This window comes from Vibrio sp. SCSIO 43009 (genome assembly GCF_023716525.1).
GTDB lineage: Bacteria > Pseudomonadota > Gammaproteobacteria > Enterobacterales > Vibrionaceae > Vibrio > Vibrio alginolyticus.
Window position 1 is genome coordinate 1,096,930 of record NZ_CP071843.1, and the last position, 18,675, is coordinate 1,115,604.

The 18,675-nt window shown below is 45.4% G+C and carries 14 protein-coding genes; 4 read left to right on the forward strand and 10 right to left on the reverse strand.

The genetic code is table 11. The features are described from left to right. Nucleotide 1 precedes the first annotated feature (1 nt). The 8 genes from J4N43_RS20545 to J4N43_RS20580 all read right to left on the reverse strand — a co-directional run bounded on the left by J4N43_RS20545 (nucleotide 2) and on the right by J4N43_RS20580 (nucleotide 9,643). Entirely contained in the window at nucleotides 2-1,303 is a 1,302-nt protein-coding gene (locus J4N43_RS20545) for a BatD family protein (protein ID WP_053349170.1), read from the reverse strand. Beyond that, nucleotides 1,300-3,030 carry a vWA domain-containing protein gene (locus J4N43_RS20550; protein ID WP_033906483.1) on the reverse strand — a complete coding sequence of 577 codons (1,731 nt, stop codon included), beginning with the start codon at nucleotides 3,028-3,030 and terminating at the stop codon, nucleotides 1,300-1,302. Before J4N43_RS20550 ends, J4N43_RS20545 begins: the two co-directional genes overlap by 4 nt. Beyond that, nucleotides 3,023-4,093: a vWA domain-containing protein gene (locus J4N43_RS20555; RefSeq protein WP_062731012.1), complete on the reverse strand. Its 1,071-nt coding sequence runs from the start codon at nucleotides 4,091-4,093 to the stop codon at nucleotides 3,023-3,025. Before J4N43_RS20555 ends, J4N43_RS20550 begins: the two co-directional genes overlap by 8 nt. Beyond that, nucleotides 4,086-4,664 (reverse strand): DUF4381 domain-containing protein, encoded by a 579-nt coding sequence (locus J4N43_RS20560; protein ID WP_053349172.1) that lies wholly within the window; start codon nucleotides 4,662-4,664, stop codon nucleotides 4,086-4,088. Before J4N43_RS20560 ends, J4N43_RS20555 begins: the two co-directional genes overlap by 8 nt. Continuing rightward, nucleotides 4,665-5,627 (reverse strand): DUF58 domain-containing protein, encoded by a 963-nt coding sequence (locus tag J4N43_RS20565; protein ID WP_053349173.1) that lies wholly within the window; start codon nucleotides 5,625-5,627, stop codon nucleotides 4,665-4,667. Between the two features lie 12 nt (nucleotides 5,628-5,639). Continuing rightward, nucleotides 5,640-6,623: an AAA family ATPase gene (locus tag J4N43_RS20570; RefSeq protein WP_005376549.1), complete on the reverse strand. Its 984-nt coding sequence runs from the start codon at nucleotides 6,621-6,623 to the stop codon at nucleotides 5,640-5,642. A gap of 85 nt (nucleotides 6,624-6,708) precedes the next feature. Continuing rightward, nucleotides 6,709-8,010, reverse strand: coding sequence for an anaerobic sulfatase maturase (locus J4N43_RS20575; protein WP_062731013.1), 1,302 nt, complete (start codon nucleotides 8,008-8,010; stop codon nucleotides 6,709-6,711). Between the two features lie 106 nt (nucleotides 8,011-8,116). Further along, nucleotides 8,117-9,643, reverse strand: coding sequence for an arylsulfatase (locus J4N43_RS20580; RefSeq protein ID WP_017635363.1), 1,527 nt, complete (start codon nucleotides 9,641-9,643; stop codon nucleotides 8,117-8,119). A 140-nt stretch (nucleotides 9,644-9,783) separates the two neighbouring features. Here J4N43_RS20580 and J4N43_RS20585 point away from each other — a divergent pair, with 140 nt between their 5' ends. Then, on the forward strand, nucleotides 9,784-10,641 hold the full coding sequence (locus J4N43_RS20585; protein ID WP_017635364.1) for a LysR family transcriptional regulator: 858 nt from the start codon (nucleotides 9,784-9,786) through the stop codon (nucleotides 10,639-10,641). A 134-nt stretch (nucleotides 10,642-10,775) separates the two neighbouring features. Here the strand turns inward: J4N43_RS20585 and J4N43_RS20590 are convergent, their stop codons facing one another. Then, the gene (locus tag J4N43_RS20590; protein WP_005376560.1) at nucleotides 10,776-12,323 is read right to left on the reverse strand and encodes an arylsulfatase; all 1,548 of its coding nucleotides are present in this window, start codon (nucleotides 12,321-12,323) and stop codon (nucleotides 10,776-10,778) included. Nucleotides 12,324-12,629: 306 nt separating this feature from the next. Between J4N43_RS20590 and J4N43_RS20595 the strand changes: the two genes are divergently transcribed. The 3 genes from J4N43_RS20595 (at nucleotide 12,630) to J4N43_RS20605 (ending at nucleotide 15,661) form a co-directional block, all read left to right on the forward strand. Continuing rightward, complete coding sequence (locus J4N43_RS20595; RefSeq protein WP_053349174.1) at nucleotides 12,630-13,016, forward strand: winged helix-turn-helix domain-containing protein; 387 nt, start codon at nucleotides 12,630-12,632, stop codon at nucleotides 13,014-13,016. Between the two features lie 80 nt (nucleotides 13,017-13,096). Further along, nucleotides 13,097-15,451 (forward strand): fatty acid cis/trans isomerase, encoded by a 2,355-nt coding sequence (locus tag J4N43_RS20600; protein ID WP_005388128.1) that lies wholly within the window; start codon nucleotides 13,097-13,099, stop codon nucleotides 15,449-15,451. 18 nt (nucleotides 15,452-15,469) lie between these two features. Continuing rightward, nucleotides 15,470-15,661: a hypothetical protein gene (locus J4N43_RS20605; protein WP_005376565.1), complete on the forward strand. Its 192-nt coding sequence runs from the start codon at nucleotides 15,470-15,472 to the stop codon at nucleotides 15,659-15,661. A gap of 50 nt (nucleotides 15,662-15,711) precedes the next feature. Here the strand turns inward: J4N43_RS20605 and torS are convergent, their stop codons facing one another. After that, nucleotides 15,712-18,675 (reverse strand): TMAO reductase system sensor histidine kinase/response regulator TorS, encoded by a 2,964-nt coding sequence (torS, locus tag J4N43_RS20610; protein ID WP_053349175.1) that lies wholly within the window; start codon nucleotides 18,673-18,675, stop codon nucleotides 15,712-15,714.

The following is an 18,675-nucleotide window of genomic DNA, read 5'->3' on the forward strand; positions in this document are numbered from 1 at the left end:
TTTATTCATTGCCATCTCTTCCAATGACTTTGTCCAGTTCTGGTAACGCTCGCGGAATACGGAATTTAAAGCGTTTTTGTTTGGTCTGGATTTTGCGCCACATCGACTTCAGTAAATGAGCGCTATTTTCACCATTTTGCATTCGCGACGCACTTTTTTGCCACGATTCACTCGTATCGGCTTTGGTCATTTCTAGCTCGGCCGTATTTAAACGCAATTGTTTGTACAATATGGTCCTTGCTTCAGACCAACGTTTAGCCTTTAACAAACGGTGGAACGTCAGCCATGCTGGTGTCGGTCTGTTGCGGTAGTAACGTTTAATGGCTACCAATGAAATAATCACAAAACCCAGCAACACAAGCGTGGAAACAATCCATTCAAAGTACGTTCTGATGAAGGACTTCAACGTGTGCTTCGCGGCAAAAGTTTTGCCCTCTAACATCACCGTTTCCACTTGCTGAGTCTTACTGTTCCACCAACGGAACTCATAATCCGGCAGGGTTAATTCACCACCTTGTTGAATCACGTACACGCTCTGTTCTGTGCGTGTTGACTGGTAATCACCACGTGTTTGCGTATCTGTAAGACGATGTGGTTGAGGGTACGCTTGGTAACGGGTTGTTGATTCTCCTTTCAACAAGTCTGGTAGCAACACAGATAGTGAATCTTGAGCCGAAATGGTGATTTTACGCGTGATTGCATCCCCAACTTTGAGTGACTCAGTGGAGGTATCCCACTCTTGCTTTACCTCTACATCTGTTGCAGCAAACCAAGGTGTCTCACCACTCAGCAGGCCCGATGGCAAGACGGTTTTGAACTTAATCGGCTGCGTGTAAAGTGTGCCTGATACCTTCTCGCCGTCCGGCGCAGACACCTGAACGCCCACTGCGACAGGTGGAACCACAAAATCACCAGAAGCTTGAGGATACAAAGTCACTTCCCAGCGTTGACGCGACCAAGTTTGCCCCTCTTTTTGCTCAGTAAAGTTGGTTGCTAGTTGATTACGCTGTTTGGCGATAACATTGGGTATTTCAATATTGCCAATTCTCGTACCACCCGTAAACCAACGCGGCGTTGCCACTTCGATGGTTAAAATAACTTGCTCATTGACGCTAAAACTTGGTGTTTTACGCTTCTCTCCAGCCGTTGGTTGTTTACCAACCCACGCTTGTAACTCAACTCCATGCTTTCGTTGAACGTCACGAATATCTTGAGCCAACACACTACTGCTCAGGAGGAAGCCGAAACAGATAACTAACCACAAGGGTAAAGCAAAGTGCGTAAAACGGTGGCTTTTCATCATTGCACCGCCTCCTCTGTATTTTCGTTCGCAGTAGAGGTTGATTCTCCGGTTTCTATTGAACGCAATTGAATCTGAAACTTCGCATTTAAGAAGTATTTAGGATCCGCTTCGACTCGCTTTAACCATTTGTCGGCTAATTCTTGGCTACCTAAGATGTCGTCTGCACTTAACGTCTCTTTAATCATCAACTCCGCTGACGTTTTTTCATCCGCCCCTTCTGCGGTTTGAGGGTTATCGCCTAGCTCGGTTGATGCTTCTTGCTCCGTTCCTGCCTGACTCTCACTCATCCGGTTGATGTCCTCTACAATACCACCAATCACTTTCAAGTTATGCTCAACATCCGGTCTTAGCCTCTCGCTCAACGTTGGCTTGTTGGCTAGGGATTTTAACAAGTCACGTGCAGCCAAATATTCACGCTGACGCGCCAATGCACTCGCCGCATTATAAAGACCGTAATCTCGAACCTCTTCGGACGGGTCGTTTTGCATTTCCAAAAACGCGCTGTGCGCGAGCTCAAACTCGCTAGCGTAGTAGTACGCCGTGCCTTTGCGTAATGGATCGACAAAGTGTTTTGCAGCTTCTAAATACGCTTGTTGGTTGAACAAACGCTGTCCTTGTTGGTCTGGCGTCAGCCACAAATCCCACCACCATTGCGCCACCTTGTCGAAGGTCGTCACTTTTTGCACAACTTGTGGCTGCTCGGCTTTAACAGAAATGTTCTCCGCCATTGCACTGGTCGGCATCAACAGTGTACCGCTCATCATTACAATCACGCACCACTGCACTAACCACCCTTTTCTAAACCACAGCATCATGATCAACGCGATTGGAAACAGAAGTTGATAACCCATGTCTTTCCAAGGCATTGAAGATTCGCCATTAAGCTGCATATTGCGCTCAACGTATCGGTTCAGTTGCTCGATATCACTATTATCGACAGTCACTTCCACCAATCGACCGTTAGTCTGACTAGCCAGTTTTTGTAGAGAATCCAAATCCATTGGGTTGTTACTCACAATGTCAGCATTCCCTGCCGCAAGAATTAACAGTTGATAAGGTTTGCCCGAGAAATACGCTTGGTATTGCTCAATCGTGGCTGGATTAACGCCATCACTCACCAACAGAACGGTGGAGCCTGGTTGACCTTGCAATTGTTGATCAATTAACGGCAAGGCTTTTTCGGCAAGCTTACCTTGCACGGGCATAATTTCTGGCGTAATGGCCGCCAAAAATGGGTCAAATACTTTGCTGTCTTGAGTTATAGGCATTGCGACATGAGCACTGCCCGCGAACACGACTAAACCCGTTTTTCCGCCTTTTCGCACGGCTAGCAAATCGCGTACTTTCTGTTTGGAACGCTCAAGGCGGCTTGGTGGGAGATCTTTTTGCAGCATCGAGTCGCTGTTATCAAGCACCACAAGCATAGAGGCTTTATCTTCGCCAAAGGGAGAAGGTTCTCGTTGCCACGTTGGGCCTGCACAAATCACAATGGCGATGAACACAATCAGCATCAAGAGCTTAAGCGGCAGTTGCTTACGCCAGCCTCGCTCACCTATCGTCAAAGCATTGCGTAAATGTTCGGGCAGAATATCCTTCCAGCTTGGCTCGCTCTCTTCTCGCCAGCGTAACCACACCAAGAAAAACATGGGGATCAAAGCCAGTAACCACAGTGGTCGAATAAAATGAAACTGCGTAAAGAATTGCGTCCAACTAAGAGAATCAAACATCGCTCTCTCCTAATGATGATCGTGTAACAGCCCTTCTTTTAAGTGTTGCGACGCTGAACGCGAGCAAATGCATGACGACCACTAACGCCATCAAGTAATGGTGAAGGCTTTGTTTTGGGCGGTATGTGGTGCTTTCGTAAAGTTGAGGTTCCAGTTTGCCAATTTCGTCGTAGGCAGCCGATAGTTCATCACGGTTGAGTGCTTCAAACGCTTCACCGCCGGATTCTTTCGCAATGCGATGAATCGTGTCCATATCCAACGCGGTTTCACCTATCGTTTCCGGATCGCCCATCGCAATGACGTGTACTCTCACGCCTTTGGCTTTCGCAACTTTCGCCGCATCAATCGGTTCAACAAAACTGCCCGTGTCGTTACCATCGGTTAATACAATCGCGACTTTTTCACGGTTTTGGTCTTGTTCTAAAGCACTACGCGACTTATCGCTTTGCTCAAAAACTTTAATCGCTAAGCCAATCGCATCACCAAGATGGGTACTCTGCCCTGCCATTGCCACATCGGTTTGGTTAAGCAGTTCGAGCCACACTTTTTGGTCTGCGGTAAATGGCGTTTGCACGAAAGCAGCATCACCAAAAAGCACCAAGCCTAATCGGTCACCTTTACGAGACTGAACAAACTCCGACAGCACTTCTTTTGCCGCATCAAGACGAGAAATTTTTTCGCCTGTACGTGAGGTGAAATCTGGCTCGGCCATGGAGCCCGAAAGATCCACCACCACCATCACATCGCGGCCTAAACTCTCGCGAACTTGAGGCTCGCCTAACACGGTGGGTTTTGCCATCGCACACACCACCAAAAGCCATGAAAGAATTAACGTTGCTCGTTGCCACCAACTCGGGGTCAACTGGCTTGCACCTTCTGATGGCGTCTCGCCAATCGCTTCCACCAGCTGACTAAAAAACGGCACTTTGATCGCAATTTGCTTAGTGCGATATGCAGGCACCAAGTAGTACACCACCAACGGCAAGGGCAAAACCAGAAACCACATTGGGTGAGCAAATTCAAAACCAGACAAACCAGTTATCGATGCAAGAAGATCATTCATGTTGACCTCCCTGATGTGATTTGCGTTTCAATCGTGGTGATTTCTTTGCCGCGCTTTTTTGAGCATCACCACGGTGTTCACTCACCCAGTTTTTCGCACGAGCAATTAGCGTTACACGATCTTCGTTGGTTAGCATAACGCTTGGGTCGACAATACTTTGTAGCCAGCGCTTTGAAAGCTCATCGTTAAAGACCACAAGCGAGTTTGCTTGAGAATCTTCGGTTTGCGGATACAGCGCATCGAGCTTGCGCAGAAAGGCGGTATCAAACAATTTCGCGTTGCGGCTATCAATATGAATCAGCACTACTTTAAGCACAGAGAACAATACTTTTGGCATGTCTTTGTCGCTCGATTTGATTTGCGAAATCGCCAGTAGAGCTTCTTTTCGGTAACGATTATGCCACCATTGCCGAGCCAATCGATATACGACATACACCAATGCAATGAGCACAACCGCCGCTAAAATTTTCCAGCCAATAGTTTGCGGGTACCAACTCACGCTGGGTGGTACAGCCACATCATGCAGCTCTCTGAGTATGTAGGTACTTGGAGGTGCAGGAAGATCACTCATTTAACGCCCTCCTACCAGTTTTTGGAATTGTTTAATGTGCTCACCTGTCGTATCGAGTTCGATGTGCGGAAGGTGTTTCATCGCCATAAGTTGAGAGAGTGATTGACGCTGTAAGCTAGTTCGAGCCTCAAGCTTTGCGCTCGCAGCTTCTACCTTTGCTTTGCTGTCTAAATTGAGTTGATACTGCCCGTCACCAACCACCCATTTCGATTTTGCCAAATCGTCTGGTAGCGCTTGTTCTAATGGGTCACTGACCATCACTGCAAGAACATCGTTGTGCTGTTGTAGCTGTTTAAGGTGATCAAGGTGGTGCTCCTCGCAGTCGCTCCAGTCGCTGATAAAAATCAAAGTGGATTGCTTGAGCTTCATGCGTTTAATAAGCTCAATCCATTTACTGAACGTTACTTTTTCGGAATTGCAGGAGTCCACATTGAGCGATTGATTGGCTTTAGCGAGACGTTTAAGTTGCGCCAGAAGATCGTTTTGCGAACGCTGTGCCTTGCTGTGAAACAACGCCTGCGGGGATGCGATGACAAAACCGACTCGGTCGCCATCTTTTAATACTCGCCACCCACACATCGCTGCGATCTCTGCCGCGACAACTGATTTCATTACTTGCGTCGAAGCAAAAAACATTGTGCTTCTCTGGTCGACACACACGATTACGTTGCGATCTTTTTCTTCTGTATAGCTGCGCACGTGCGGCTTACCTGTACGCATCGTAACTTTCCAATCAAGGTTACGAATATCGTCACCCAATTGGTAATGGCGCAGCTCTTCGAAGTTCAATCCACGACCGCGAAACAACGAATTGTGTCGGCCAGAGAGTACGCTACCCGCTTTTAGATGAGGAAGTAAACTGAATGATTCTGCTTGTGCTTGCAGACGTACTAAACGAGCATAATCGCAGTACAAACGGGGATCCATCCCCTGTGATTTTGGCGCAAGAGTTGGCTTAGCCATAATGCCTCCCACTTACCCAATTTCTACACAATCTAGCAGCTCTTGTACGACTCGTTGATGATCGACCCCATCTGCCAGTGCATCGTAGGTCAAAGAAAAACGGTGGCCCAATACAGACGGAACCATGGCACGCACATCGTCAGGAGTCACATGGTCACGTCCTTGCATCCACGCATACGCACGAGCGCATTTGTCGAGTGCAATGGAAGCACGAGGACTAGAGCCAATCTCAATCCATTTTGCTAAGTTTGAATCGGCATAACGCTCTGGCTTACGAGTCGCCATCACTAACGCAACGATGTAGTTTTCCACTAGGTCCGATACCACGATGTTTGGTAACTGACGGCGCGCTTCTAGCACCACGTCTGGCTCAATGTGTTTTGGCGTAATAATTTCGCTGCTGGTTTCCGCACCCAATTCTTCACTGCGCACCAAACGAATGATGTCACGTTCGGCGTCATCTTCTGGATAATCGACGGTAACCTTCATGATAAAGCGGTCCATTTGCGCTTCTGGCAGTGGGTACGTGCCCTCTTGCTCTACTGGGTTTTGCGTTGCAAGCACCATAAATAAGTCCGGCAATACGTGAGTTTTATCGCCTACCGTGATTGTGCCTTCGGCCATGGCTTCAAGCAGTGCCGCTTGTACTTTGGCTGGTGCACGGTTGACCTCATCAGCAAGTACAATGCTGTTAAAAATGGGCCCAGGTTGAAAGTGGAGTTGCGGCTTACCATCCAGCTCTTGATAAACCTCAGTACCCGTCACGTCAGATGGTAAAAGGTCCGGCGTAAACTGGATTCGACCAAAACTGGTGTTTAACAAGTTCGCCAACGATTTTACGGAACGTGTTTTTGCCGTTCCCGGTAAACCTTCTAGCAGAATATGCCCATTTGTTAATAACCCGATGACTAAAGCTCGAACCACGTGGCTTTGTCCAATGACGCTTTTTTCTGTTTGTTCGATGAGTTCTTTTATCGCTTGTTGTGCGTGGTTCATAGGATACCTTTTCAATGGTTTAAGCCGTCTTTTCGATAGTTAAGTATAAGAACAAATGAAATAACTTAAGGTTATATTCACTATGTTATCTTTGCGGTTCTTGAGATTGGAGAAGTTGTGCAAGACCAACCAACATCGGTAACGCATAATCAAAGAACATTTTGATTCCCGAACACAAATAGTTTAGACCACTCTCACCATTCGGCGTTTTGATCAAACGGTTTTTTGGGCACTCACCCCAACAATAAGGCAAGTAAGGGCATTGCTTACAATACGTCGGCAATGAATCGCGTTTTGCCATGCCAAAAGTATATTGTCTTGTAGAGAAGGCCATTTCATTCAGTGAGTGTTCATGAGTGTTGGCGAGTTTGTATTCTGGATACACATAGTGGTCGCAACTGAACACGTCGCCATTGTGCTCAATCGCCAACCCTTTGCCACAAAACTCCGCCGTCACGCAAAGCTGAGACGGTTTCCCCATTACTTGCGCCACCGCGGTTTCAAACAGATTAACCAGCACACGGCCAAGATCGTTATTCACCCACTCTTCAAAGGTCGCCATTAAAAAGCGTCCCCAGTCTTCAGGATCGACTGACCAATCCGTTACAATCGACATTGGATGCCCCGGTTTAGCCAGATCACTGCCTTTAGTTGGGATCATCTGTTCGTTCCAAAACTGCGGCGCGGTTGTTTGGAAGTTGTTGGCTTCTACCACCGGCGCAAACTGAATATAAGTCACACCCAATTCTTGGGTTAAAAATCGATATACTTCAAGCGGGTATTTCGCATTGTGACGATTCACCGTGACCAACGCGTTGAATTTCACGCCATGCGCTTTGAGCTTATCTACCGCTTTCATCACGAGATCAAACGTTGGCTTACCGCTGCGGGTTTTGCGATATTTGTCGTGCAGCTCTCGTGGCCCATCAATCGACAAGCCAACTAGGAAGTTGTGCTCTTTTAAAAACGCACACCACTCATCGTTTAGCAAAATGCCGTTGGTCTGAAGGTCGTTTTCAATGCGAACGCCTTTCGGCTGATGTTTCTTTTGCAAAGCTACGACATTGCGGAAATAGTCCAACCCAAGCAGCGTCGGCTCCCCGCCCTGCCATGAGAATACAATTTCTTCGCCATCCTGACTTTCGATATAGCTTTTCACGAACGCTTCCAGTGTTGCGTCGTCCATTTTTGGCTGCTTTTCTTGGTGCAGTAGATTTTCTTTATGCAGATAAAAGCAGTACTGACAATCGATGTTGCACTTTGCTCCGCCTGGCTTTGCCATCACATGGAATCGACGGTCATACGCGCCCAGAACCGGCGCTTTAGACGCCGTTTTAAGAGGAACAATAGGCATAGTAGTAGAATGGCGAGGGGAAATCTTACTCATACGTTTCTCACTATTACATATACCCAAATAACCTCGTGAGCGCTGTACAGCAAAAGTGAAGCTATTTGGGTATATAGCGCTCCAAAAAGCGCTATATAATCTTAATTTACTTAGAAGACTTAGGTACGAACGAACCTGCTTCCATACGAGGCGGGAATTCTTTGAATGTACCCATCACCTCTTTCACTGTATCCATTGCTGGCATCATTAAGAATGAACGCTCGTACATCCAACGAGAATAACCCATGCCTTGATCGCCTCGTTCAAATGGATCAATGCTCAAGTCAAAGATCAGTGGCACACGAAGTTTAGTGAACGGCTTACGCCATACATCCATACCCGTTTCATTCTCTTGAATCATAAAGTGGAACTTGTACTTTCCTTGGCGCAATGCCACAAGATCGCCGTCGTCGCTCCAGTAAACGAACTCATTTCGTGCGGATTTGTCTGACTTACCCGTTAAATATGGCAATTGGTTGTAACCGTCTAGGTGAACTTTGTAGTCCATATCGCCAACTTTTTTGCCTTTTAGCAGTTCGTCTTTAACTTTGGTATCACCTGCCGCAGCAACTAGTGTCGGGAAAAAGTCCTCTAATGACATCATGCCGTTGAATGTTTTACCTGCCTCAATTTTTCCAGGCCATTTAATCAACATTGGCACACGGAAACTCCCTTCCCAGCCAGTGTTTTTCTCTGAGCGGAACGGTGTCATCCCTGCATCCGGCCACAAATCAACCATAGGGCCGTTGTCAGTGGTGTAAACAATGATTGTATTGTCATCCACACCTAACTCTTTGATCTTGTTAAGTAGCTGACCGATTTGGTCATCGTGCTGCTTAACACCATCCGCGTAGAAACCGGCACCTGTTTTACCTTGGTATTCTTCAGGAACATGTGTGAAGTTGTGCATGCGAGTGGTGTTAAACCAAGTAAAGAACGGCTTGTCCGCTTTTACTTGCTTTTCTATGAAGCTCTCTGCGGCATCAAGAAACTCACCATCAACATTTTCCATACGCTTACGCGTTAGTGGACCGGTATCTTCGATTTTGCCGTCAGCGTAAGAATGGATAACGCCACGAGGGCCAAATTTCTTCTTGAACTCCGGATCTTTAGGGTAATCCACGTTCTCTGGCTCTTCTTCTGCGTTCAAGTGGTATAGGTTGCCGAAGAATTCATCAAAACCGTGGTTGGTAGGAAGATGCTCGTCTCGGTCACCTAAATGGTTCTTACCAAATTGTCCGGTTGCGTAACCCATTTGTTTAAGCACGGTTGCAATCGTCGGATCTTTTTCCGAGATACCTTCCGGAGCGCCTGGTAAGCCCACTTTTGATAGACCTGTACGTTTTGGCATTTGACCAGTGATGAATGCAGAACGGCCTGCTGTCGAGCTTTGCTGTGCGTAGAAGTTAGTGAACTTCGCACCTTCTTTAGCAATGCTATCGATGTTTGGCGTGTTGTACGCCATCATGCCTTGGTTATAGGTACTAAGGTTCCAGTAACCAACATCATCACCAAAGATGACAAGAATGTTGGGTTTGTCCGCTGCATGTGCAACTGCAGATGCAGCGCCCAAAGCTAACGTACATGCGTTAAGTACGAGTTTTTTACTGCTCGTTTTGGTCGCATTTTTCATATTATCTCCAAGAGTTCGCTAGTGCGTAAAAATGGTATTCGCTTTTCAATACCATTGTTGATATAAGATAAAGCACTAATTTCAGGCGATAAATGCAGTCAAAATTAGTTAACCTATAAATTAAATTTATGAGTGACGTTATGGACTTGAATTTGATCCAAACTTTTCTTGTTGTTGCGGAGTTTCAATCTTATACAAAAGCCGCGGAACAATTAGGGCTTACACAACCTGCTGTGAGCGCTGCAATAAAGCGTTTAGAGCAAGTCGTCGATAAGCAATTATTCGTTAAAAAAGGGCGAGGTATCGCACTAACCTCCACCGCTTATCAATTACTGCCGCAATTCCAGCAAGCGGTTAATATTATTGACAATGCGATATCTGATAAAAATCATTTTGAAGTGTGTTGTTCGGAAATTTTGTTGCACATTATGGACCCGATAAAGAACACTATTTTTTATGAATCACCACCCGAAAAATTCCTATTATTTGAGCTGTTAAGACAACAAAAAGTCGATCTAGTAATCGATACGGTGATCACGAAAGATGCAGCGTTTATTATTGAAGATGCTTATGAGGAAGAAGCCGTGGTTATCTGTAGTGAGAACCATCCCCGTGTACACGGCACGCTCACAAAAGAGCAATTTTATGAGGAAACTCACTGTTTATTTTCAGGAAAATGGAACAACATGTCGGGGTTCGAGCAACTAGCAAAGGAAACAATTCAAGAAAGAAAAGTCGACTTGATCACATCTTCGCTAGCGGGCATGGCGCTGTATGTCGCCCAAAGAGACAGTTTAGGGATCGTGTCTCAATCTTTTGCAAACAAGTGGAGCAAAGCGCTCAAGCTTCAAATTTTGCCCTGCCCCATTTCGATACGCTCTATCCCTTACAAGTTCGTCTACCATAAGCGAGAGGTAAACAACCCAGCCCACATCGCTCTACGTGAAAAAATCAAAGCCAACTTAACGGCAGCCCACTACGAACCAATTTGTTTATAACTCTTGTCAATTGAAGCGTTAGGCGTTTTCGTCATCAAGCTTTCTACAAACCTGAATAGATAGAATTTTACAGATAAAAAAGAGGCTCATTTTAATGAGCCTCTTTCTATATGTGATACTTCACTTAGCTTTTCCTACTTATTTGGGTTCTCTTTTAGTTTCTCCATCACTTGATCGAGCGAGAAGCTTGCTGCTTTTTGCCTTGGTGGGAACTCTTTAAACGTTTCAAGGAATCTGCCTACGTAAGCTTGCGCAGGAACAAGCATGTAAGCACGGTCTAGCATCCAATCGTAGTAAGTGTTAGAAGTGATATCAGCCACTTCGTAAGGATCCATACGCAAGTTGAAGATCTTAGGAACACGAAGTGTGGTGAATGGTTCAGCCCAAATACGCAACGTACCTTTTGCTCGTTGCTCCATAAAGACCAGCTTCCATTTGTTATAGCGAAGTGCAGTTAAGTCTCCATCATCTGAGAAGTAAAAAATTTCTTCTCGTGGGGCCTTATCCTCTTTACCAGTCAAATATGGTAGGAAGTTATAGCCGTCTAGGTGAACTTTGAATTTCTTACCATTCGCACTATAACCTTTGAGCAATTTCTCTTTAATATTGTCATCACCCGCGGCAGCAACGAACGTTGGCATCCAGTCCATGTGATGCATGATATCATTCGAAACAGAGCCAGCTTTAATTTTACCCGGCCAACGTACCATCGCAGGAACTCGGTACGCACCTTCCCAGTTGGTATTTTTCTCTCCACGGAATGGCGTTGTACCTGCATCTGGCCACGAGTTCATGTGTGGGCCATTATCGGTGGAGTAAAAGACGATTGTGTTGTCTTTAATACCCAAATCATCCACTTTTTTCAGTAGCTGACCTACATGGTTATCATGCTCGACCATACCATCTGCATACTCGCTGATACCTGTTTTTCCAGAGTTCTCTTCTTTCACATGAGTACGGAAGTGCATACGAGTTGCGTTCCACCAGACAAAGAAAGGTTTTTCAGCCTTGACTGCACGATCCATAAAGTCGAGTGCCGCATCTAACGTCTCTTCATCCACGGTTTCCATGCGCTTGCGGGTTAGAGGTCCTGTATCCTCAATTTTGCCATCAGCGTACGAACGGATAACGCCGCGCGGACCGAACTTTTTACGAAACTCAGGATCTTTAGGATAATCGACGTTTTCTGGCTCCTCCTCGGCGTTCAAGTGATAAAGGTTGCCAAAAAATTCATCGAAGCCGTGATTAGTAGGAAGGTGCTCATCTTTATCACCTAAGTGGTTTTTACCAAATTGCCCTGTCATATAGCCCATCGGCTTCAGCATTTCGGCAATGGTTGCGTCCTCTTCCTTCAAGCCAAGATCAGCACCTGGAAGCCCCACTTTACTCAAACCTGTTCTAAGAACGGTTTGGCCCGTAATGAAAGTAGAACGGCCCGCTGTACAAGATTGCTCACCGTAATAGTCAGTGAACATCATGCCTTCTTTGGCGATACTGTCTATATTTGGTGTTTTGTACCCCATCAAGCCAAACGTGTAAGCACTGAGATTGGACTGGCCAATATCATCACCCCAAATGACGAGAATATTTGGTTTCTCTGCTGCGATACTGCTACTTGTCGCACCGATTAAAGCGGCGGCAAGAATCGCTAATCGGCGTTTAACGCCATATTTCGCTGTCATATAAACCTCTGTGTGTATTAGAAAAGTGCTTCCTGCAACAGAATGTATAGTTCACAAATAGCGGATAAGCGAATTTACTAAATGAGAATTCTTTCTATCTTCGCCTAACATTACACCGTTATTTGTAGCTAATACGCACTCCAATAGCACTTTAGTTCAGAGCGCCATCGCACCATTCATCACTACTGTTAATCTCAAATATTAAGATTGTCTACGCATATCACAGTGCCCATAAAGTACCTGATTGCTTTTATATAAATATTAATGATAATACGTTTTACTACCATTAATAATTAAGGTGCCCGCGTGCTTGACTCCAAGGTTTCAAATGGAAAAACTTACCAATGCCAACACAACGGCGTTCACCATAATGATGAGGAGCTATTACTAGATAAGCGCACTCACTCTGTGGTACTCAATTACTTGCCAAACAAGAAATCTGTTCAGTTAACAAGCATTCAATTTAAGCTGCTGCAAACTCTCACTCACCATCAAGATCAAGTACTTAGTAAGCCTTTTCTTTACGAAACAGTACTAAAACGTGAATTTACTGAACATGATCGAGCACTCGATATGCACATGAGCAGAATGAGAAAGCGTCTAGTTCACGAAGGCGTTCCGACAGACAGAATTCAGACAGTCCACCGCCAGGGTTACATTTTCAAGCGCTCAGACAATCAACAGAAAAATTAACGCTAATTGACCCAACTTTTGGTAATTGACCGCTTATTTTGCTTTAATTAATGCAAATTCTAATCACGTAAAATAACTCAATGAATTTGCGCTTAATTTTTACACTTTGCATTGCTACTTTGTTTGCCGGCTGTGCAACCTATGCTGGTCTTAACTATGATCAACTGTTTGGTCCACAGCTCGTGCGTGAACGCACTGTTGACGTGGAAACCCCTCAAGCAAACTTCTTCCAAAGCGAAGTTAAACCCATTATGGATAACCGCTGTGTCGTCTGCCACGCTTGCTACGATGCACCATGTCAACTTAAGCTCTCTTCTGTTGAGGGCATTGACCGTGGTGCGAGTAAAGCACTGGTATATGAAGGAACAAGACTCACAGCCGCAGCACCAACACGCTTATTCGAAGATGCAGAAACAACCCAAGAGTGGCGCGATGCGGGTTTTCATCCGGTTCTCAACGAACGTGATCAAAGCATGGCAGCCAACATTGATGCAGGCCTTATCGCACGTTTGCTACAACAAAAAGAGCGCCACCCATTGCCTGACCAAGTCCAGTTAGAAGGCTTTGACTTTTCGATAGACCGAGAGCAAACCTGTCCAACGATTGAAGAATACGAGCAATACGAAAAGGATAACCCGACCTGGGGAATGCCTTTTGGTATGCCAAACCTATCAAACAGTGAATACCACACACTCATGACTTGGTTGGAAAACGGCGCAATAATGAACGTTCACCGACCTGTTAGTGAGAAAGAGCAAGCGCAAATAGATAAGTACGAAGCATTACTTAACCACTCTGATTTGAAAAATCAGCTGATGGCTAGGTATATATATGAGCATTTATTTTTATCTCATCTCTACTTTTCGGAACTCGATGAAGATCCCCGATTCTTCACGCTCGTCCGCTCTGCTACACCACCAGGACAGCCCGTCAAACGTATTTCAACGCGTCGCCCGTACGATGATCCAGGGGTTGAACGTGTGTTTTATCGAATTATTCCAGAGCAAGGGACCATAGTAGATAAAACTCACATGCCATTCGCGTTAAACAAGCAACGCATAGAGAACTGGAAAACTTGGTTTATTGATGCTGATTACATGGTTAGTCAGCTACCGAGTTATGAACCAGAAGTTGCTGCAAACCCGATGACATCATTCATCGACCTTCCAGTGAAGTCGCGCTTTAAGTTCATGCTAGATAATGCACAAAATACAATAATGGCATACATAAAAGGCCCAGTTTGTCGTGGCCAACTGGCATTGAATGTTATCAATGATCGCTTTTGGGTGTTTTTCCTTGATCCAGATAAAGCAGACATCCCAGAAGTAAATGAGTTTTACCGATCTCAGGCTGATAATCTAAAACTACCGGCAGAACAAGAAAGTAACACGCTACCTGTTACCAACTGGGTCAAGTACGCGCGTCAACAAGCTCGCTACCTAGAGGCTAAATCTGAGTTCACTAATAACTGGTTTAAAGAAGGTGAAAACCTATCCACCGATGTAATTTGGGATGGTAATGGCACCAACCATAATGCGGCATTAACGATATTCCGCCATTTTGATAGTGCTTCTGTTGTTCAAGGGTTAGTTGGTGAGCAGCCTAAAACAGTGTGGATTCTTGACTACGCGCTACTAGAGCGTATCCACTATTTGCTTGTTGCTGGGTTTGACGTTTACGGTAACTTCGGCCATCAGCTCATGACACGAATGTTTATGGACTTCTTGCGTCTAGAAGGCGAAAGTAACTTTATCTCGTTGTTACCTGCCGATATGCGCCATGAACTTCAATCTAGCTGGTATAAAGATCAAAGCCCGCAGTTGAGTGACTTTTTACAACGAAATGTGAAGCCGTTTAACCAACCAACCAGCGTTCAGTATAAGAGTGACGATCCAAAAACGGAGTTGGTGGAGTTCTTGAGAGAACATGTTTCAGATGTGCTTCTGCCTCGCTACGAAATTCAAGACACGGCTCTTTCTGCGAGTAGTGAAAAGCAACTAAAACGTATTGACCACGTTCGTGGTGAAGGCCTGAAAACCGTTCCGCAAATCACTATGCTTATGGTGAGAAGTCAATCAGGGGAAGATGAACTGTTCACCTTACTTCACAACAATGCACACACAAACATCTCTAGCTTGTTTGATGAAGAAAGTAACCGTGACTTTGCTAACGATGACATGACCATTGTACGCGGCGTTGTGGGAAGCTACCCTGCGGCATTTTTCTCGATCAACGAAAACCAAGTAAAAGATTTTGTCGATCAATTTAGTGCCATCCAAAACGAGTCCGATTACGTTAAGTTATTGGATAATTTTGCGATTCGTAGAAGCTCAGAAAAATTCTGGTCATTTAGCGATCGTTTACACAATTGGTACCGTACAAAACAACCGATCGAATTTGGATTACTTGACTATAATCGTTTTGAGAATCGATGATGATTTAAGGGGGTTCTCATGGGTATCCGAGATAACATTGCCGCTCTTGAACAACAGATTTACGTTGCTTGTTCTGAGGGAGACTACGAAACGGTCAATATGCTTGAGCATCAACTCGAATACTTGCGTGGCAAAGTGGAACATCCTTTTGATGATGACCCTTATGCCCTAGACACTCGATTCGAGTGGGAAGATGACATGACCGAATAGAAAAAACCTCCGGAAAGCCGGAGGTTTTTTTATTTTCAATGCTCGATGGATTACTTCGCCATTAACTCATCCAGAGCTTGAATTGATGCAGACACTTGAGAAACTAAATCATCTTTAGTCGCATTATAGGTATCTAAAGGTTGAGCCGCGGCTTCAATTGCTTGGCAAGCGTTCATTAGCGCAGTTAGTCCTAAACTTCCTGCACTGCCCTTTAATTTATGGGCAAGGTTCTTTACTTCTTTACTATCATTGTCCTCAGCAGACGCTTGCAGCTTGCTTAATACATCGGTGCTGGTGGCTCTAAACAGATTAATAATGTGCAACATCTTATCTCTGCCCAAGATTTTCATATCGGACTCAATCACGCTCGGATTAATGATAACCACATCGGGTTCCTTTGTTTTAGGTGCTTGAACGACCTTTGATTGTAGCTCTTGTTCTTGAGGCGAAATTTGATCAAACGGGGTACAGTCGGCATTTTGTGGCAACAACAACGGCTTTCCGTCTAGCGCATCCTGAATCAATGCCGCGAGTGCCTCTTTTGCCAATGGCTTAGGCAAGTATCCGTCAAAACCAGCGGCTAGATAGCGCTCAACTTCTTCCGCAAAAACGTGCGCAGACACTGCAATCATTGGCGTGACGGCAAGCGCTTTATTGGCCGGCTTATCACACTCAATCCGCTTTAAGCGTTGGATCAACTCAGTTCCATCACAATCAGGGAGGTTGATGTCGACCAAAGCGATATCAAAATCTTGTGTGCTGATCAGTTGCTCTGCTTGTGAGCCGTTTTCTGCCATCACGACTTGATGCCCCATGCTTTCTAGAAAACCTTCCGCGACCACTCGGTTGACTTCATTATCTTCTACCAGCAAGACCTTTGCTTTCACTTTGCAACGTGCGGTTGCCACGGTTCCTGTTTCAATAGGTTCGCTTTCCTCTAACGGAATAGAGAACCAGAATCGGCTACCATTTCCCTCTTCGGAATCGACTTCTAAAACACCGCCCATCGCTTCAATGATTCGCTTACTGATGGCAAGTCCAAGCCCCGTACCTCCAGTTTGGCTCATCCCACCTTCAGCTTGCGTGAAGGCATCAAACAACGTTCTCTGGTATTTTTTGGCAATTCCTATTCCAGTGTCTGATACTTCAAACAGGACTTGCGACTCGTCCTCAGGGTTCAGGCTAACGTAGATATCAATTTCTCCTTCGTCAGTGAACTTAATCGCGTTACCAACAAGATTGTTCAGCACCTGACTGATTCTGGTGACATCCCCTTTCCAGTAGCGACTAACATCACTTTCAATATGGTAGGAGAACAGCAGCTTCTTCTCTTGTGCTCGACTGTTCATTAACTGGAAAGTGTCCTCCACCATTTGGTGTAAATCGAAGCCCATGTGACGAATTTCTAAATGCCCCGCTTCAATCTTGGAGTAATCCAGTACATCATTAAGGATCGCGAGCAACGTTTTACCACTACGATTAATGATTTCCGCATAGCGTTTTTGAATTGGGTTGAGGCCTGAGTCAATCAGCAAGCGTGCTGTCCCCAACACTCCGTTCATTGGCGTTCTTATCTCATGGCTCATCGTCGCCAAGAATGCCGATTTTGCTCGGCTCGCTTGCTCTGCTTGCTTGCGAGCTTTAGCGTGATTCAAAACCTCTTCATTTAAACGGCGGTTAGCTTGTTTTAACTGCGAAGTGCGTTGCTCAACAAGCTCTTCTAAATGCTCTTTATGTTCCTCAAGCTCTCGCTTGGCTTGAGCTTCACCCTCTGCTACCACTTTTAGTGCTTGCGCGGTATTACGAGCCGTGATGATGGCCTGCCCCATATGCGCCAACTCATCTTTGCCTTTCACTTCCAACTCAACCGCTAAGTTACCCTGTGCCACAGACAGCAACGCAGCGGAATATTCCGCTAACCGCTTCACAACAGAAAGGTACACCACACGCCATAAAATCAGCACCAATACAATCAAACCAACAATTGAAATAACGGTTAGAGACCACTGAGCGAATTTCAATGTGCTGGTCAATTGGTCTACAGCGACCGTAGTGGTTTTGTTTGAATCATCAACCAATTTGTTGACCGTGCCATTAAGCTCTGAGAACAACTCTAATGTCTTTTGCATCAGCTGTTGTGACTGTTCGTTATTCCCGTATTGCTGCATCAGTATAGAAAATACGACCTGACGCTTACCCAGCTCTATGAGCAGTTGGCTCATTTGCTTAGAGCGCGTAGGATCTTCCACAGCGAGTACACGGCGCTTCATGATTTTGAGGTTGCTATCAAAATCACTTTGAACCTGTTGAATTCGCTCAATATTCGTTAATGTCCGAGCCTCTTCAATCTGATTCAACATTTTAAAGGCCAACAAGTGCAGTTCATGCAATCGCTCTGTCAGATCAAGATCGACCTCCACCAGTGCATCTAGCGCCTGATAAACTTGCGATTTTTTATTCGATTCTAATAAGTCATAAATATGCGTGACGTTAGCAACAGCAATGGTGCTTGTATTCTGAACTTGCGTACGAGTTAGTTGTTCTAGCTCTGCACTGAGCAGACGCATTTCTTCAACACGAGTATCTACCTCTTTTGCAAGCCACAGTTTTTTTTCAACCGAAACACCGAGTTCAGCCAAATTGTCGATAACATTCTGAACGTTATTCTCTAAAGCTTCTAACAATTGAGAATCGAACGACTCGCTCCCGAGCTCCTTGATGTGAGTGAGTAAAGACTCGAGCTGTTCGAACAGCACTCGCCCTGACTCCTTTCTTTCCTGCTCGTTTCTTGCGTTCGACAACATTTGTACAGACGAAATAATACGAGTACTCAACTCAGAGACTTGTCTCGCCTCAATCATGGCGGGAATCGCAGAATCCACGACATTTCTTTCGGTTTTGGCAACCAAAGAAAATCCAGACACACCAATAAGTGCCGATAACATGACCAGTATTGCCATCGCAATGAAAGACAACAAAAGTTTACGACCGATGCTTGCAGTTGCTAGCAGCAT

What these genes read in the sequence shown, in the direction of transcription:
- J4N43_RS20545 (WP_053349170.1), bottom strand. Translation starts at nt 1,303, where the DNA reads ATGATGAAAAGCCACCGTTTTACGCACTTTGCTTTACCCTTGTGGTTA.
- J4N43_RS20550 (WP_033906483.1), bottom strand. Translation starts at nt 3,030, where the DNA reads ATGTTTGATTCTCTTAGTTGGACGCAATTCTTTACGCAGTTTCATTTT.
- J4N43_RS20555 (WP_062731012.1), bottom strand. Translation starts at nt 4,093, where the DNA reads ATGAATGATCTTCTTGCATCGATAACTGGTTTGTCTGGTTTTGAATTT.
- J4N43_RS20560 (WP_053349172.1), bottom strand. Translation starts at nt 4,664, where the DNA reads ATGAGTGATCTTCCTGCACCTCCAAGTACCTACATACTCAGAGAGCTG.
- J4N43_RS20565 (WP_053349173.1), bottom strand. Translation starts at nt 5,627, where the DNA reads ATGGCTAAGCCAACTCTTGCGCCAAAATCACAGGGGATGGATCCCCGT.
- J4N43_RS20570 (WP_005376549.1), bottom strand. Translation starts at nt 6,623, where the DNA reads ATGAACCACGCACAACAAGCGATAAAAGAACTCATCGAACAAACAGAA.
- J4N43_RS20575 (WP_062731013.1), bottom strand. Translation starts at nt 8,010, where the DNA reads ATGAGTAAGATTTCCCCTCGCCATTCTACTACTATGCCTATTGTTCCT.
- J4N43_RS20580 (WP_017635363.1), bottom strand. Translation starts at nt 9,643, where the DNA reads ATGAAAAATGCGACCAAAACGAGCAGTAAAAAACTCGTACTTAACGCA.
- J4N43_RS20585 (WP_017635364.1), top strand. Translation starts at nt 9,784, where the DNA reads ATGGACTTGAATTTGATCCAAACTTTTCTTGTTGTTGCGGAGTTTCAA.
- J4N43_RS20590 (WP_005376560.1), bottom strand. Translation starts at nt 12,323, where the DNA reads ATGACAGCGAAATATGGCGTTAAACGCCGATTAGCGATTCTTGCCGCC.
- J4N43_RS20600 (WP_005388128.1), top strand. Translation starts at nt 13,097, where the DNA reads ATGAATTTGCGCTTAATTTTTACACTTTGCATTGCTACTTTGTTTGCC.
- J4N43_RS20605 (WP_005376565.1), top strand. Translation starts at nt 15,470, where the DNA reads ATGGGTATCCGAGATAACATTGCCGCTCTTGAACAACAGATTTACGTT.
- torS (WP_053349175.1), bottom strand. Translation starts at nt 18,675, where the DNA reads ATGCTGCTAGCAACTGCAAGCATCGGTCGTAAACTTTTGTTGTCTTTC.